We start from the raw sequence: 16,725 nt of genomic DNA, 5'->3' as shown, positions 1-16,725 counted from the left end.
TGCTGCCCTTTATCAGCCCTGTATCACATCATGCGCGCAGGGATCGTGCCAGATCGCTCAACATGCCCGCGGCGACGGTGAGTTTTGCCACGGACAACTCGCCACTGTCGGTCAGCGTCAGGATCTGGCCACGAACATGGGCGATGCGATCCTTGTTGGCCTTGAGCCATTCCTCGGCCGGATCCTTGGCTTTTGGATTGCTGTCAAGCGCGGTGCTGGCAATGATCCGCCGGGCTGAGAAGATCTCATCAAGGTTGCGTGCCAGCGCAAGACCTTCGAAATGGTCTGTGACCGGTATCCGGTCCACCGCAGCGACTATCCTGCCGAGCCGGAAGGCTTCGGTGACAGCAAAGAATGCCTCTGTCGTTCGTCCGAGATCCGTTTTCGAGTGGGCTGCGACGTGGCAGATGTCGGGCGCCATCGTCAGGCCGGGCAATCCGGCGATCTGAGTGGCGAGATCTGCAGGTACGGCCTGTGCAACAAGCTCGTTGCGGATCTCTTCCGCTTCCTGAAGCATGAAATCGGGCATTGCGGCGACAATCTTGCCGTCGAGCTTCGCCAGGCTTTCCTGCATCGACTTGACCGCTGATCCCAGATCCCCCTGCGCCGCGCCGGTCTTGAGCGCCCAGCCGGTGACATCCTTGAGAGTGTGGCCGATGCTGGCATAGAGCTTGTTCTGAACAGCGCCCGAAACCTTGCTGTCGAGATCGTCAACCTGCTCATAGAGGTGATTGAGCGAAAGTCCGTCTCGGGCAAGAACGAATGCCTTGACGATGTCGGCCGCCGTTGCGCCGGACTTGTCGCCCATGCCGATGACAAAGGCAGGACCACCACGATTGATGGCGTCATTGCCGAGCAGCGTCGAGATGATCTCGCGCCGCAGCCTGTGGCTGGCAATATCGCTGGAATGCGGTTTCTGCATCTTCTTCGGGAAGTAGGATCTCAGCGCATTGTCGAAATAGGGATCATCCGGCAGGGAACTGGCGACGATTTCATCGAACAGCACCAGCTTGGCGTAGGACAGCAGAACCCCGATCTCCGGTCGTGTCAGGGCATGGCCAGCTGCGAGCCGCTCTGCAACGGCCAGGTCGTCAGGCAGATACTCGACCTTACGGTTGAGCAGGCCCCGGCTTTCGAGATTGCCCATGACGCGGTTGAGTTCGCCGACGCCAGATCTTCCCTCCGCCTCGGCTATCGAGATGGCCAATGTCTGCAGATAGTTGTTGCGCAGCACCAGCTCGGCCACCTCATCGGTCATCGAGGCAAGCAGAGTGTTGCGCTTGGGCCGGGTGAGCCTGTCTTCGCGCATGGCGTTTGCCAGTGCGATCTTGATGTTGACCTCGACGTCGGAGGAGTTGACCCCGGCGGAGTTGTCGATGGCGTCGGAGTTGCAGCGTCCGCCGTTCAGAGCGTAAGCGATACGACCTTTCTGGGTGACGCCAAGGTTTGCGCCCTCGCCGATCACCTTGGCGCGAACCTGGCGGCCGTGGATGCGGATTGCATCGTTGGCGCGGTCGCCCACATCCGCATCATTCTCGCCGGCGTCCTTGACGTAGGTTCCGATGCCGCCAAACCACAGAAGATCGGTTTCCATCGACAGGATTGCCGTCATGATGTCCTGGGGCGTGGCCTTGCCGGATTTCAATCCGATCACCGCGGCTGCCTCGTCCGTCAGTTCGACGGATTTCAGCGAGCGCGGGATGATCATGCCGCCCTTTGACAGTTTCGACTTGTCGTAGTCCTGCCAGCTTGACCGGCCCTGATCGAATAGCCGGCTTCGCTCCGCAAAACTGGAGGCACAATCGGGTTCGGGATCAATGAAGATGTCACGATGATCGAAGGCTGCCAGCAGCTTGATGTGTTTGGACAGAAGCATGCCGTTGCCGAACACGTCGCCAGACATGTCACCCACACCTGCCGCGGTGAAGGGCGTGGTCTGGATGTCGATGTTCATTTCGCGGAAATGACGTTTGACCGCTTCCCATGCACCGCGCGCGGTGATGCCCATCTTCTTGTGGTCGTAACCGGCCGAACCGCCTGATGCGAAGGCGTCATCGAGCCAGAAATCCTGCTCCTGGCTGAGCGCGTTTGCGGTGTCGGAGAACGTGGCTGTGCCCTTGTCTGCCGCAACCACGAAATAGGGGTCGTCCGCGTCGTGGCGAACTGTTTTCGCAGGCGGAACGATCGCGTCGCCGACAATGTTGTCGGTTACCGACAGCAAGGTGCGAATGAACAGCTTGTAAGCGTCGCGGCCAGCTTCGAAGATGACATCACGGCCGCCATCGGTGGGCAATTTCTTCGGATAGAAGCCGCCCTTCGCGCCAACCGGCACGATCACGGCATTCTTGACCTGCTGCGCCTTGACCAGTCCGAGCACCTCGGTGCGGTAATCCTGCGCCCGGTCCGACCAGCGGAGCCCGCCGCGAGCAACCGGGCCAAAGCGCAAATGTACACCTTCGACTTCCGAGCCGTAGACGAAAATCTCGCGGAATGGCCGAGGTTCGGGCAGCCCTTCGAGCTTTTTCGGATCAAGCTTGATGGCCAGGGCTGGGCGGTGTCCGCCATCCGCACCGGTCTGGAAATAGTTGGTCCTGAGCGAGGATTCGATTGCATTGACGTAGCGCCTCAGGATGCGGTCATCGTCAAGGCTCGGGACTTCCGCCAAGGCAGCTTCTATTTCTTCGATCAGGCTGGCATTCAGTTCGGCACGCTTGGCAGCTTTGAGATCGAGATCAAACCGGACCCGGAACAATTCGAACAATTTGGCGGTAATGCCGGAATTGGAGTTGAGACTTCTGGCGATGTATTCCTGGGAATAGGCAATTCCCGCCTGTCGCAGGTAGCGGGCATAGGCGCGCAGCACGGTTGCTTCGCGCACCGACAGCCCTGCATTGGTCACGAGATGGTTGTAGCTGTCATTGTCGGTGTCGCCGCGCCAGACGGAGAGGAAGGCCTCTTCAAGCCTGTGGCCATCCAGAGCCAGATCAATGGCACGCTTGTCCTCATGGGCGATTTCCATGTCGTGGAGCACCACGGTGCTCGAAACGCCGGCTTTTTCGTCGAGGAATATCTCGTGTGTTTGCTCGCTGATGACCTTGAACCCAAGGTTTTCGAGCAGTGGGACCCGTCGCGACAGCGCAACCGGTTCTCCGGCGTGGAAAATCTTCAGCGCCAGATGATCATCCGACATGCCCTGGCCACGGTAAAGCGTGATCTGAATGCCACCCGTGTCCTTGCAGGCAATGATGTTGTCGAGATCAGCAAGCGCTTCTTCGGGCTTGAAACGCTCCTTGTAGGACTGGCTGACACTCATCCGCTCGGACAGGCTGCCGCCAAGCGTGCGGAACTGGTCTTCCCAGCGGGTGACGATGGAGCGCACGTCACGTTCAAGCTGTTCCTGCGGGATGTCGGGCGTCTTGCCTTCGGAGCGGCCAATGATGAAATGCACCCGGGCCACGCCGCCTTCGGGGAAGGCTGGATAGAAAGCCGACACACGACCGTTGTAGACGGTCTTGAAATAGTTGCCGATGCGCTCGCGGGCGATCGAATCATACTGATCGCGCGGAACATAGACGATCAGCGAGACAAACCGGTCGAAGCGGTCGATCCGCGGCAGCACGCGCACGCGCGGGCGGTCGGAGAGCTCGTTGATCTGCATGCAGAAGCGAGCAAGCAGGCCTGCATCTATCTGGAACAGATCGTCACGCGGATAGGATTCCAGCGTGTTGAGCAGCAGCTTGCCGGAATGGCTTTCAGGATCGAAGCCAAACTCGGAAATGACATGCTGCACCTTCGAGCGCAGCAGCGGGATCTTGGTCACCGACCGCGTGTAGGCGGTGGAGGTGAAGAGCCCGACAATACGCAGTTCGCCGACAACCTTGCCTTTGGAGTCGAACCGCTTGATGCCGATGTAGTCCATATAGGTGCGGCGGTGGATCACCGAGCGCACATTGGCCTTGGTGATGATCAGAAAATCCGGTCCCTGCAGGAAATCCAGGATTTCGGGTGTCGTGGTGACCTGGTCCTTGCCGAGCCTCAGAACAAGCACGTCCGGGTCTGACAGGATGCCAAGGCCTCCGGTCGAGGCTCGGCTTAATTCGGCCGATTTGCCGTCGCCGGTGTAGACATATTCGCGCATGCCCAGGAAGGTGAAATTGTTGTCCCTCAACCAGGCGATGAAGGCCAGTGCCTCCTGGCGTGCCGGCTCGACTGCCTTGTCGACATCCAGCGCCACCAGATCGGCTGCGCTGTGATCGATCATTGCCAGCATCGATTTCCAGTCGCTGACCGCGGCCTGGACCTGATCAAGCACATGGCGAACACGGTCGGTCAGATCCTTGGCGGCTGTTTCGCTGAGCCTTGGCATGTGGATCTGGATGTGGCTGACCCTTTGCGCAGGTTCGCTGCCGTCGCCATGAGAGAAAAGCTTGGCCGGTGTCTTGCCCGAAAGCACCAGAATGGGATGCAGCGCCATGAGGATGTCGCGCACATCCGTGGTGACCTCGCCCATGACCGAATCATAAAGGAAGGGTTTGTTGAGCGTGGTGATTGCGATTATCGAGATATCGCGACCATCTGTCGTGGCCTGATCGACATTCACGAGGCTCAGACGGGAGGATTTTCCATCCCATGCACGGACCTCGGATTCGGCCAAAACAGCCGCCGATGCGAGGCTTTTTGCCGGAAAAACGTCCAAATCATCTGCACTGACGCTGGAAAAGAGCACGTCGGGATTGATATGCGGCTTTTTGCTTTTGGAAGCAATCGCCGCTGTTTCCGCAAGAAGCGTTTCCGACTTGCGGGTGTTCCTGACCCCCATTCCATTTCCTCCAAGGCTTGATCTTTGACCGAATCCTAGCAGAAGTATGTGTCAAAGCGACACGATTTCGTAAACGAATACAAATATCGGAGGAATCAGGATGAAAACCCCGCAAGAAGCCGTGACTGCTTTGGAGCTGGAGCAGGAAACGCCGTTGAGTGCTGCGATGACCGCGTATTTCGCCAAATGTCAGGACAAGCTGGGAATGGTTCCCAATGTGCTCAAGGCCTATGCATTCAACAATGAAAAACTGGAGGCCTTCGTCGGCTTCTACAACGATCTGATGCTGGCCGGGTCCAATCTGAGCAAGCTCGAGCGTGAGCTGATCGCGGTTGCGGTGTCTTCCGTCAACAAGTGCTTTTATTGTCTGACCGCGCATGGTGCCGCGGTCCGGCAATTGTCTGGCGATCCTGTGCTTGGGGAACAGATGGTGATGAATTACCGTGTTGCCGATCTTGAACCGCGGCAACGCGCGATGCTGGATTTTGCCATTCTTGTGACTGAGGATCCGGCTCGCATCGTGGAGGCCGACAGGCAAAAGCTTCGCGATGCTGGTTTTACGGATCGTGACATTTGGGATATCTCTTCGGTGGCGGCGTTTTTCAACATGACCAACCGCTTGGCGTCGGCAACCGATATGCAGCCAAATCCTGAGTATCACGGGCTTGCCCGCTGAGCTGGACGGGTATTGGATCTTCCGGGGCCTGAAGCGCGCCGCTCAGCGGACAAGAAGACGGGTTGCTGCGATGAAAATCAATCGGGCCGGGAGGCCTCGCGATGAAAGATGATGATGAAACCGTCCGCCAGGCAAAGCGCACGCTTGACCGGCTTGGCGAGGAGGGCGGCCTGTCTGCGACGCCGGTGATGAAGTCAGCCGCCAACAGCGTGCGTGATCACTTCACGGCCAAGGATGCGGACAAGACAGACACTATCGAAGTGTGGGGGACGCGGATCGCTCGCGGCCTGGCCGTTGTGGCGTTTGTCGGGCTGGTCTTGTGGATGGTCGGGCAGGTTTCACTATGACTGCGGAAAAGCAGCGCAATCCCGACATCCGGTCGTCAGTCATCGTGATTTCAAGCCATGTGGTCCGTGGATCAGTCGGCAATCGCGCGGCGGTGTTCGCGCTCGAGACGCTGGGCTTTCCGGTCTGGGCAGTTCCGACGGTTGTTCTTCCATGGCATCCGGGTCATTCGCGTGCGACCAGAATCGTGCCGCCGCGCGAGGACTTCTCGGCGCTGATCGATGATCTTTGCGGGTCTCCCTGGCTGGCCGAAGTTGGTGGTGTGCTCAGCGGATATCTGGGTGATGCTGGCCAGGCGGCGGATGTTGCGCGGCTGGTGAACGCCGTACGTCGGGCGAACCCCGACGCGCTTTACATGTGTGATCCCGTCATTGGTGACACCGGCGGTCTTTATGTGCCGGAAGCTGTCGCCACGGCCATTGCGTCCGAGTTGATCCCGATCGCCGACATTGCCACGCCGAATGTGCATGAGCTTGCCTGGCTGGCGGGCGCACCGATGACTGATTCCGCATCAATGACGGCGGCTGCGGAAACGCTGGGGCCGGCGCGGGTTCTGGTGACATCTGCGATTGCCATGATGGCAGGCAGCACGGGCAATCTGCTTGTCAGCGGCAGACAATCGGTCATGGCCGAGCACCGTCTGATCCCGAACGCCCCCAACGGCCTTGGTGATCTGATGTCGGCGACATTTCTGGCTCGGCTGCTGGAAGGGGCGCCTGAAGAAAAAGCCCTGCAGATGGCAACCGGCGCGGTGTTCGAAATTCTCGCCCGGACGGCGCGGCGCGGCGCCGATGAGCTGACGCTTGAGACGGATGCGCAAAGCCTGCGCACGCCGATGGCGATGGTCAACATGCGCCGGGTGATGTCGATGGCGAATCGCAAGAAGCCGTGAGCGAATGGCAGCATTCCGAGCAGGTTCTTGTCGGCGTTGACGGTTGCCGGGCCGGCTGGATCTCGATGGCATTGCGGCCGGCTGACAAACGCCCACAGGTCCGTGTTTTCGAGCGCTTCGCCGATCTGATCGCCGAATATGGCCCGGCTGCAACGATTGCGGTGGATATGCCGATCGGATTGCCTGACAGAATCGCCGGATCCGGACGTGGACCGGAACAGGCGATCCGGCCTTATCTCGGGCAGCGGCGGTCGAGCGTATTCTCGATCCCGGCGCGGGCGGCTGTCGAGGCGGAAACCTACCGGCAAGCCTGTGATCTGGCGCGGGCGTATTCTGATCCTGCCAAAATGGTGTCCAAGCAGGCGTTCTTTCTGTTCGCCAAGATCCGGGAGATAGATGATCTGCTGCGGGCCGATATCGGGTTGCGGAATCGCGTTATCGAGTGCCATCCAGAGTTCGCCTTCTGTCGGCTTAACGGCATGATACCGATGGCGACGCCCAAAAAGATCCGCGGCGCGGTCAATCCCGATGGCGTTGTCGAAAGGGTAGACCTGCTTGCGTCTCTTGGCATTGATCGGGACATTTTTGCCGATGGGCCGCCGCGTGGGGCTGCGATGGATGATCTCGTTGACGCGAGCGTCAATCTGGTCATGGCCGGGCGTCATGCGAAGGGCTTGACCGTACCTTTCCCCTCCAGCCCAGCGCGCGACCGGCATGGAATCCTGATCGCCATTCATGGCTAGAACTGACTGACATCTGCAGTTTTGTCTGATGCGGGTTGCCGGTGACACAAATGGTTGATTGATCTTCGACGCGCGCCCGGCTATGTGCGAAGTCATGTCGACACTTCCGACCCGCCTGCTTGAAGGCTACCAGAATTTCATGAGCGGCCGTTATACGGCCGAGCGGCAGCGTTACAGGGATCTGGCCGAGACCGGCCAGGAGCCGCATACGCTGGTTATCGCGTGCTGCGATTCCCGTGCTGCGCCCGAGACCATATTCGATTGTGGTCCGGGGGAGCTGTTCGTGGTGCGCAATGTTGCAAACCTGGTCCCTCCCTATGCGCCGGACAGCAATTATCATGCGACTTCCGCTGCGCTTGAGTTTGCCGTGCAGTCGCTCAAGATCCGGCAGATCGTGGTCATGGGCCATGGCCGTTGTGGTGGCATCAAGGCGGCGCTGGACCCAAATGCTGCGCCGCTGTCGCCCGGTGATTTCATCGGACAATGGATGGGATTGCTCAAACCCGCCGCACAGCAGATCCAGGACAGCCAGTTGCTGACCAGTGGCGAACGTCAGGTCGCGCTCGAGCGGATCTCGATCCGCAATTCGATTGCCAACCTGAGGACGTTCCCATGCGTCAAGATCCTTGAAGACCGCGGCAAGATGGTGATCAGTGGCGCCTGGTTCGACATTTCAACCGGCGAGCTGTGGGCGATGGATCCCAAGACCGGCGATTTTTACAGACCTGAAGCTTGACATCAGGTGCCGCACTCCGGTTCCATGAGTTTTGAGCGCTGAAAAGTGCACAATGACTTTGGGAGCCTGTGATGATTGCAATCCGGCCTTTTGTTTTGGTCCTCATTCTCGGGCTTATGCTGCCGGTTTCTTCGGCTCTAGCGCAAAATTCACTGCTTGATCGATGGTATACGGCGCTTTTTGACGTCAATCGCCTCGCGATTGCCGATCTACTTGCCGATGATGCGGTTATCAATCTTGAGGATCTGGGTGTGACCCAGACCAAGGCCGAATTCATCGATGCACTCGATGAATGGGAGGAGGCGGTGAAAAACGCAAATCTGGCCTGGCAGCTCGAAGCCGGGACCGAGGCAAATGCGACCAGTGCCTCGGTTCTGGTATGCTACCAGTTCCCGGAGAACGAGATGATGATCCGGGAGGTGTTCGGGTTTCGTGACACCAAGATCATCAGCAATGTCCAGACAACTGTCGGAGACAGCTGCGAGAATTTCTAGGCTCTATCAACCGTCTATGTCAGCGCCGATCTTTGCGATGGCCTTCTGGTAGACCCCGGCCGCGTTCCATCCCTGAATGGCGCTGAAGTTGGTCTGACCCGGCTGATATCCGCCGCCTCGCCTCCATCCATGGCCACGCAGGAAGTTCGCGGTTGAGGCAAGCGCATCTGCTGCCGATCCGAGATTGATGCCGCCACTGTTGTCGCCATTGACGCCGTAGCGGATCACATTGGCGGGCAGAAACTGCGTCTGGCCGATTTCACCATGGGCCGCGCCCTTGAAATCCGGTGAAATCCAGCCTTTCTGGATCAGTTGAAGCTGGGCGTAGAGCTGTTCTGTGAAAAAAGCGGAGCGTCGGCAATCATAGGCGAGTGTGGCCACCGCCGACATGGTGTGCTGATTGCCGGTGAAGGCGCCAAAGCCCGACTCCATGCCCCAGATCGCAATCAATGGACCTGGTGGGACGCCGTATTTCTTCTCGATTGAAGAAAACAGTCCTGCATACTGTTTCTTCAGCCGCTTGCCTTTTGAAATGATCGTGGATGCGCCGCGCTTTTGAAGAAATTGCTCAAATGACAATTTGAAGCTGCGCTGGTTGCGGTCGAGCGATATCGTCTTCGTCGCGTATCTGACGTTCTTGAAGGCCCGGTCCAGGGTCTTCTGGGAGATGCCGGCTGAGGCGGCCTCTTGTTTGAACTGACCAATCCACGTCGGGAAACCGCCTGAATTGTTGCCGCATTTCGCAGCCTGTGCGTGCCCGCTCAAGCCGGTACTAATCACGGCCGCAATACTCAATGCTGCCAGTTTTCGAGCCCTGTTGTTCATGCGGTCAATCCCCTGCCCTTGTGAAATCGGTTCATTTCCGGACTTTGCCAGCGATTCGGGAAAAAGTCACGATATGACCAAAAAAGCGAACCCCGCCATTGGGCTTCAATGGCGGGGTTCGGGTTTCAAGCATTCAAGATCATGCTTCTGCGCGCGGCTTGATCAGGCGACGATTGACCAGCAACTCGGCGATCTGAATGGTGTTGAGTGCCGCGCCCTTGCGCAGATTGTCAGAAACGATCCAGATATTGAGGCCGTTCTCCACGGTTGCGTCCTCGCGGATACGCGAAATGAAGGTTGCGTCTTCGCCGGCAGATTCATAAGGCGTGATGTAGCCACCATCCTCATGCTTGTCGATGACCTGACATCCGGGCGCATCTCGCAGGATGTCGCGGGCCTCATCAGCGGTAATCTCGTTTTCAAACTCGATGTTGACCGATTCGGAATGACCGATGAAGACCGGCACTCGTACCGCAGTGCAGGTGACCTTGATCTTCGGATCAAGCATCTTCTTGGTTTCTGCCAATACCTTCCATTCTTCCTTGGTGTAGCCGTCTTCCATGAAGTCGTCGATGTGCGGAATAACGTTGAAAGCTATACGCTTGGTGAACTTCTTGTTTGATATCGGGTCAGCGACAAACACCGCGCGGGTCTGGTTGAAAAGCTCGTCCATGCCGTCCTTGCCTGCGCCGGAGACGGACTGGTAGGTCGAAACCACAAGACGCTTGATCTTGGCATGATCGTGCAGGGGCTTGAGCGCCACCACTAGCTGGGCGGTCGAGCAATTCGGATTGGCGATGATGTTGCGCTTGGTGTAGCCGGAAATCGCGTCCGGGTTCACTTCCGGCACGATCAGCGGCACGTCGGCGTCGTAACGCCAAGCCGAGGAGTTATCGATAACGATGCAGCCCTGCGCGCCGATCTTTGGTGACCATTTCTTGCTGACGGTGCCGCCAGCCGACATCAGGCAGAGATCGGTGTCGGAAAAATCATAGGTCTCGAGATTCTTGACCTTCAGGGTCTTGTCGCCGAACGAGACCTCGGTGCCGACCGAACGGCTAGAGGCAAGGGCTACGACTTCGCTCACTGGGAAGGCGCGCTCTGCAAGGATGTTGAGCATTTCGCGGCCGACATTGCCCGTCGCCCCGACGATTGCGATTTTGAAACCCATGGTTCCCGTGCTCCTCTCTCCCCTTGTTAGCGGTCAAGCGCCACTCTTCCCGCCCCGGGGAGAGTGAGGGGCGGAACGGGTCAGATCGTGGTTTTGGTTTTGATCGTGGTGCGCATGGTGGCGGTGTTTTGATGGAAGTCCGAAGAAAAGTCAATTCGCCGTCCAAGCGGTTTTTCGCGCCGGTAGAAAGCGCGGCAATCAGATGTCCCGATGGATGTAGCTCTGAGGCATCTGATAGATTGGCATTGCGACCAAACCGGAGTGGCCAGCCCATGCCCGGCAAGGATTACCAGCGGTCACGGCATGTGATGGCTGATGCTGCGTTCTCTGTCCGCCAGATCCGTGGTACAGCGGAATTTCTGCCAAACCACCGGGGTGTCCGATGACCGATTTTTTGCTGCTCGCATTTGTGTTTCTTTTTGCTGGCGTGTTTTCGGTGCCAATTGCGACGCGGCTGGGGCTTGGGTCGGTTCTTGGCTATCTCATTGCCGGAATCCTGATTTCGCCGGTGTTGGCGTTGTTGGAGGTGGATGTCCTGTCGATCCAGCATTTCGCCGAGTTCGGCGTGGTCATGATGCTTTTTCTGGTCGGGCTGGAGCTGGAACCCAAGCGGTTGTGGCAGATGCGCGCCAAGCTGCTGGGTCTTGGCGGCGCTCAAGTTGCAGGAACGGCAGCTATTTTCATGCTTGTGGCGATGGCGCTTGGTCAGCCCTGGACCGTGAGCCTTGCGATTGGTCTGGTGCTTTCGCTTTCATCGACCGCCATCGTGCTGCAGACGCTGAATGAGAAAGCGCTGATGAAAAGCGATGGCGGCCAGTCGAGTTTCTCGGTGCTTCTGTTCCAGGACATCGCCGTCATCCCGATGCTGGCGCTGATCCCCTTGCTGGCTTTGCCGGAGCTGATGGAAATCCAGCACTCGGTCGCAGCCAGCCATGGTGCCGATGATGCAGGTCACGGCCTTACACTGAGCCTGGTTGAAGGGCTCAATGGCTGGCAGACAACGCTTGTGACCGTTGCTGCAGTGGCGATTGTCATTGCTGCCGGAAGTTACCTTACGCGGCCGTTGTTCCGCTTCATTGCCAGCTCGCAATTGCGCGAACTGTTCACCGCCACGGCGCTTCTGATGGTGGTTGGCATTGCGCTTTTGATGTCGCTCGTCGGTCTGTCCCCGGCGCTCGGGACGTTTCTGGCCGGCGTTGTTCTGGCCAACAGCGAGTATCGCCACGAGCTTGAATCCGACATCGACCCGTTCAAGGGATTGCTGCTCGGCGTGTTCTTCATGAGTGTGGGTGCCGGCATCAATTTCGGCCTTCTGGCAGACAATCTGGCTGTCATCGCTGCTTTGACGCTGGGTCTGATGATTGTAAAGGCTGCGGTGCTTTATGTGCTGGCACTTGTGTTCAAGTTGCGCGGCGCTGATCGCTGGCTGTTTGCCCTGGGACTGGCTCAGGCAGGTGAGTTCGGCTTCGTGTTGTTGTCTTTCACAGTGGCCAATTCGGTCATTCCGGCAGCGGTTGCAGATCAGCTGTTGCTGGTTGTGGCTCTGTCGATGTTGCTGACCCCGGCCTTGTTCATTCTCTACGACCGGGTGATCGCACCGAAATTCATTGAGACGGAAGGCCGAGAAGCCGACACATTCGAGGAGGACAATCATATCATCATTGCGGGCCACGGCCGCATCGGAGGTCTTGTTCGACGTATGTTGGCTGCGGCTGGCTTTAGCTCGACGGTGATCGATTTCAATTCAAGGCGGATCGACATCATGGGGCGCTTTGGCCTCAAGACCTATTATGGCGACGCGACGCGCCCCGATCTTCTTCATGCGGCAGGGATTGCCAACGCCAAGCTTCTCATAATTGCCATTGATGACCGCGAACAGATCACCCAGCTCACCAAATATCTGATCCAGACTTATCCCAAGCTGCATGTGATGGCGCGGGCGGTGGACCGCGACCATGTCTATGATCTCTATCTTGCCGGCTGTCGTGACATCATACGCGAGACCTATGACAGCTCCATCCGGATGGGCCGTTCAGCCTATGAGGCGCTGGGCATCAAGAAGGAACATGCCCAGGCCATGGCCAGTGCCTACGACCGCGTAGATCGTGCCACGCTGGTCGAGGTGGCGACGGCCTATGATCCGAACATCCCGCTGGCGGAAAATCAGGCCTATATCGACAAGGTTCGGGCGGTCATGGAACCCTGGCAAGCGACATTGAAGCAGGAAATGGAAGACATCCGTCGGTCCGAGTGAGAGGCCGACGGATAGCCGAAACAGAGCTTGCGAAAACCTCAGGCTGAGTACCGCGCCTTTTGCCCTGCGATCATCGGATAGGTTCCTACTGTCTGATCGCGCGGGTGGCGCCGGATACACGGATAGAGCTGCCTGGCTCAGCCGTGAATTGGGCTTCAATGGCGGATTTCGCCCCCATATCCTCGCCCTGGGTGATCCGGATTCGGTTTTGGTGCGGCCAGCCGAGATCGCGCAGATAACCGGCAAAGGCAGCAGCTGCGGCGCCGGTTGCGGGATCTTCCAGTACTCCACCTGAGGCAAAGGCATTGCGCACGTCAAATTCGGTGCTGCTCTTGAGATGAACCAGCATGATGGTGACGAGACCGTATTCGCGCATGAGGGCGCGGCCTGCGTCAAGATCATAGGCCATTGAGGCCAGATCGCGGCGATCCCTGAGTGCAAGCATCAGGTGATCTGCACCGGCGTGCATTTCGGCCGGTGGTAGTGCAGGGTCGAGCTGGTCTGCGGAATAGCCAAACAGGGCGAGGGCCTGATCAACCAGTTTCGGGCGGGCAGCCGCACTGCGTGTGGGCGGGGACTGCAGCGCAGCAGTATAACCCTCGGCGGAGGCGGCTGCCTCGACGGAGATTTCGGCAGTGTTGAGCTGCAAAGCAAACTTTCCATCGCCGGCATGTTGGGCAAGTGCAGCGCCGAGCGCGATGGTGGCGTGGCCGCAGAACGGCACTTCGGATTCTGGTGAGAAATACCGAACACGCCAACGGTCCGGTCCACCATCGGGGCTTGCGAAGGCGGTTTCGGAATAGCCGACTTCCGTGGCGATCCGGCGCATTTCAGCCTCGTCCGGAAAATGTTTGGCGATCACGATACCGGCGGGGTTTCCGCCGCCGCCAGCATCTGAAAATGCGGCAATGCGTTGAACAGTCATGATGGTTCCCTTTCAATTCGAATGTAGCCCGCAGCATAGAGAATTTCCGGGATTCTGGCTTTGAATTATATTAGGCTATGTTCTCAATTTGCAGAGCATATGAAGCTCCATAGAGGCAAAAGGCTTGAAAATGAATATTGATGAGACCGACCGCTTGATTGTCAGACTGTTGAGCGAAAATGCTCGGATGCCGGTGAGTGAACTTGCCAAGAAGGTTGGCCTATCGGGTCCGTCGACCAGCGAGCGCATTCGGCGGCTTGAGAACAACGGGATCATATCCGGCTTCACCGTAGAGCTCGATCTTGCGGCGCTGGGCTTTCCCCTGCAAGCCATTGTCCGGATCAAGCCAAGACCGGGCAATATGCACATTGTCGAGGACATGATCCTCAACGAGCCGGGGTTTCTCGATTGCGACAAGGTGACGGGCGATGACTGTTTCGTCACCAGGCTGGCGCTGCGCTCGATTGCCGATCTCGATCCGATCCTGCTGCCATTCCACGAGAAGGCCGAAACCAACACAGCGATCATCAAGTCGTCGCCCTTCCGGGGCCGGATTCCGGTTTGATCGGTGCATGAAAAACCCGGCCCTGCGTGTTGCCAGACCGGGTTGAAGAAAGCGTGGACCTTGCGGCCTGATATATCAGGCTGCGTAGGCGGCCAGAATTGCGTCACCCATTTCGACGGTGGTGACCTTCTGACAGCCGTCCGACATGATGTCGCCGGTGCGCAGGCCCTTGTCGAGCACGGTGGCAATAGCAGCTTCAAGACGATCGGCTTCCGCCACCATGTTGAAGGAATAACGCAGGCACATGGCAAAGGACGCGATCATGGCGATCGGGTTGGCAATGCCCTGGCCGGCAATGTCGGGTGCCGAACCATGTACCGGCTCGTAGAGCGCCTTGCGCTTGCCGGTCTTGGCGTCGGGTGCGCCGAGCGAGGCGGACGGCAACATGCCGAGCGAACCGGTCAGCATGGCTGCGATATCTGACAGCATGTCACCAAACAGGTTGTCGGTGACGATGACGTCAAACTGCTTGGGCCAACGCACCAGCTGCATGCCGCCGGCATCGGCCAGCATGTGGCTCAACTTAACGTCTGAGAACCGCGCCTTGTGGGTGGCGGTCACCACTTCGTTCCACAATACGCCGGATTTCATGACGTTGCGCTTTTCCATCGAACAGACTTCATTCTTGCGCGTGCGCGCCAGCTCGAATGCCACTGCGGAGATGCGGTCGATCTCGTAGGTGTCATACACTTGCGTGTCGATGCCGCGCTTCTGGCCGTTGCCGAGATCGATGATTTCCTTGGGTTCGCCGAAATAGACGCCGCCGGTGAGTTCGCGCACGATCAGGATATCCAGGCCTTCGATCACGTCCTGCTTCAATGACGACGAGTTTGCCAGCGCCGGATAGCAGATGGCCGGACGCAGGTTGGCGAACAGCTCCATGTCCTTGCGCAAGCGCAGCAGACCGGCTTCCGGGCGCACTTCATATGGGACTGCGTCCCACTTCGGGCCACCGACCGCGCCGAACAGAACCGCGTCTGCAGCCATGGCCTTTTCCATGTCGGCATCCGAGATTGCCTGACCATGAGCATCATAGGCGCAGCCGCCGACAAGACCTTCTTCGGTCGCAAAGCCAGCGGCCTCCTTTTCATTCATGAAGCCGATAATCTTGCGGACTTCGGTCATGGCCTCCGGGCCAATGCCATCACCTGGAAGAAGGAAGAGAGTGCGTGTTGCCATTTTGAAGTCCCCGGACCAAAATCGAAAAGATGAAGCGTCCTTAAACACCCTTCGGAGGGTTTTCAACTGTCTGGCTTGCGAACGCGCCTTTTGACCCTGACGAGCCGGACGATTCAGCTTGTTCTGATCACGCTTTTGACCGCTGTGCCGGTTGCGGCAGAACCACTGTTCGGGCTTCCGCTTGTCTGCCCAAAAGGCGCGATCTGTCCGATCCAGCAATTTGTTGATCTCGATCCGGGTCCCGGCGCACGCGACCCCTGGTGCGGAACAAAGACCTATGACGGTCACAAGGGAACGGACTTCCGGATTCTGTCGATGCGGGACGTGACGCGCGGGGTTGAAGTCGTCGCGATGGCCGATGGCGTGGTGAAAGCCGCGCGCGACGGGATGGCTGACCAGCTGGTGTCAACGGATCAGGACCGGGAGGCTGTCAGTTCACGGGAATGCGGCAACGGCCTGATCCTAGATCATGGCGACGGGTTTGAAACCCAGTATTGCCATATGCGGCAGGGGTCACTGCGGCTCAAACCCGGCGCGACGGTGCGCAAGGGCGATGTGCTCGGGTTTGTCGGTGCGTCCGGGCTTGCAGCCTTTCCGCATGTTCACGTGACGCTGCGCCGCGACGGCGAGGTGACGGATCCCTTTACCGGGCTGACCGCAGGCCAGGCCTGCGCGACCCACGATGCGGGCGCCTCGCCGAAGGGTTTGCTGGATGACAAGGCGATGACTGCTCTCGTCGCGCCCGATCTGCCGACGGTCCTTTCGGTCGGGTTCGCGGATGGACCAATCAGTGACAAGCAACTGGCGAGCGTGGGCATCCCAAACCCGCCCGGCATGAGCTCGCAAGCTCTGGTCGGTTATATCTGGGCCATCAATCTGTCGAAGGGAGACAGGTTCACGCTCCGGATTGAGAAGGATGGGCAGGTCTTCACCGATCAAACCACCGATCCGCTCGATCGATCAAAGGCGGTCTATGTCGCCTTTTCCGGCAAGAAGGGCGCCCCGACGGCAGGGCGCTACCGGTTGGAAGCCGCAATCGTCAGGGACGGGAAAAGAATTGCTGCCGAGAGCAAGGTCCTGGATCTCAACTAACGACCCGAC

14 protein-coding genes are annotated in these 16,725 nt (G+C 58.5%); 9 read left to right on the top strand and 5 right to left on the bottom strand.

Features of this window, described 5'->3' with window-relative positions; genetic code table 11:
* Positions 1 to 28: 28 nt before the first annotated feature.
* Positions 29 to 4,819 (bottom strand): NAD-glutamate dehydrogenase, encoded by a 4,791-nt coding sequence (locus WNZ14_RS03630; protein WP_342867235.1) that lies wholly within the window; start codon positions 4,817 to 4,819, stop codon positions 29 to 31.
* Positions 4,820 to 4,919: 100 nt separating this feature from the next.
* On the opposite strand from WNZ14_RS03630, the gene WNZ14_RS03625 reads away from it, so the two are divergent.
* From WNZ14_RS03625 to WNZ14_RS03600, 6 genes are all read left to right on the top strand, one after another.
* Positions 4,920 to 5,495 (top strand): peroxidase-related enzyme, encoded by a 576-nt coding sequence (locus WNZ14_RS03625; protein ID WP_342867234.1) that lies wholly within the window; start codon positions 4,920 to 4,922, stop codon positions 5,493 to 5,495.
* 101 nt (positions 5,496 to 5,596) lie between these two features.
* A complete protein-coding gene (locus WNZ14_RS03620) occupies positions 5,597 to 5,842 on the top strand; it encodes a hypothetical protein (RefSeq protein ID WP_342867233.1) in 246 nt (81 codons plus the stop codon).
* Entirely contained in the window at positions 5,839 to 6,732 is an 894-nt protein-coding gene (pdxY, locus tag WNZ14_RS03615; protein ID WP_342867232.1) for a pyridoxal kinase PdxY, read from the top strand. The genes WNZ14_RS03620 and pdxY overlap by 4 nt, the downstream gene beginning before the upstream one ends.
* Positions 6,729 to 7,475 (top strand): DUF429 domain-containing protein, encoded by a 747-nt coding sequence (locus tag WNZ14_RS03610; protein WP_342867231.1) that lies wholly within the window; start codon positions 6,729 to 6,731, stop codon positions 7,473 to 7,475. Before pdxY ends, WNZ14_RS03610 begins: the two co-directional genes overlap by 4 nt.
* A 94-nt stretch (positions 7,476 to 7,569) precedes the next feature.
* On the top strand, positions 7,570 to 8,211 hold the full coding sequence (locus WNZ14_RS03605) for a carbonic anhydrase (protein ID WP_342867230.1): 642 nt from the start codon (positions 7,570 to 7,572) through the stop codon (positions 8,209 to 8,211).
* 71 nt (positions 8,212 to 8,282) lie between these two features.
* Positions 8,283 to 8,705 carry a nuclear transport factor 2 family protein gene (locus tag WNZ14_RS03600; protein WP_342867229.1) on the top strand — a complete coding sequence of 141 codons (423 nt, stop codon included), beginning with the start codon at positions 8,283 to 8,285 and terminating at the stop codon, positions 8,703 to 8,705.
* A gap of 6 nt (positions 8,706 to 8,711) precedes the next feature.
* Here the strand turns inward: WNZ14_RS03600 and WNZ14_RS03595 are convergent, their stop codons facing one another.
* Both WNZ14_RS03595 and WNZ14_RS03590 read right to left on the bottom strand, forming a co-directional pair.
* On the bottom strand, positions 8,712 to 9,530 hold the full coding sequence (locus WNZ14_RS03595) for a lytic murein transglycosylase (RefSeq protein WP_342867228.1): 819 nt from the start codon (positions 9,528 to 9,530) through the stop codon (positions 8,712 to 8,714).
* A gap of 139 nt (positions 9,531 to 9,669) precedes the next feature.
* On the bottom strand, positions 9,670 to 10,701 hold the full coding sequence (locus WNZ14_RS03590; protein WP_342867227.1) for an aspartate-semialdehyde dehydrogenase: 1,032 nt from the start codon (positions 10,699 to 10,701) through the stop codon (positions 9,670 to 9,672).
* Positions 10,702 to 11,083: 382 nt separating this feature from the next.
* Here WNZ14_RS03590 and WNZ14_RS03585 point away from each other — a divergent pair, with 382 nt between their 5' ends.
* On the top strand, positions 11,084 to 12,955 hold the full coding sequence (locus WNZ14_RS03585) for a monovalent cation:proton antiporter-2 (CPA2) family protein (RefSeq protein ID WP_342867226.1): 1,872 nt from the start codon (positions 11,084 to 11,086) through the stop codon (positions 12,953 to 12,955).
* An 85-nt stretch (positions 12,956 to 13,040) separates the two neighbouring features.
* Here WNZ14_RS03585 and WNZ14_RS03580 read toward each other — a convergent pair whose 3' ends face one another.
* Positions 13,041 to 13,880 carry a PhzF family phenazine biosynthesis protein gene (locus tag WNZ14_RS03580; RefSeq protein ID WP_342867225.1) on the bottom strand — a complete coding sequence of 280 codons (840 nt, stop codon included), beginning with the start codon at positions 13,878 to 13,880 and terminating at the stop codon, positions 13,041 to 13,043.
* A 130-nt stretch (positions 13,881 to 14,010) separates the two neighbouring features.
* On the opposite strand from WNZ14_RS03580, the gene WNZ14_RS03575 reads away from it, so the two are divergent.
* Positions 14,011 to 14,445, top strand: coding sequence for an Lrp/AsnC family transcriptional regulator (locus tag WNZ14_RS03575; RefSeq protein ID WP_342867224.1), 435 nt, complete (start codon positions 14,011 to 14,013; stop codon positions 14,443 to 14,445).
* A 75-nt stretch (positions 14,446 to 14,520) separates the two neighbouring features.
* Here the strand turns inward: WNZ14_RS03575 and leuB are convergent, their stop codons facing one another.
* Positions 14,521 to 15,624, bottom strand: a complete 1,104-nt coding sequence (gene leuB / locus WNZ14_RS03570) for a 3-isopropylmalate dehydrogenase (protein ID WP_342867223.1) — start codon at positions 15,622 to 15,624, stop codon at positions 14,521 to 14,523.
* Between the two features lie 90 nt (positions 15,625 to 15,714).
* Here leuB and WNZ14_RS03565 point away from each other — a divergent pair, with 90 nt between their 5' ends.
* A complete protein-coding gene (locus tag WNZ14_RS03565) occupies positions 15,715 to 16,716 on the top strand; it encodes a M23 family metallopeptidase (RefSeq protein WP_342867222.1) in 1,002 nt (333 codons plus the stop codon).
* Positions 16,717 to 16,725: the final 9 nt, after the last annotated feature.

Source organism: Hoeflea sp. AS60, assembly GCF_038900115.1.
In the GTDB taxonomy this organism is placed as follows: Bacteria; Pseudomonadota; Alphaproteobacteria; order Rhizobiales; family Rhizobiaceae; genus Hoeflea.
The sequence above is the reverse complement of the archived record's forward strand: the minus strand, read 5'-3'. Positions and strand labels throughout refer to the sequence as shown.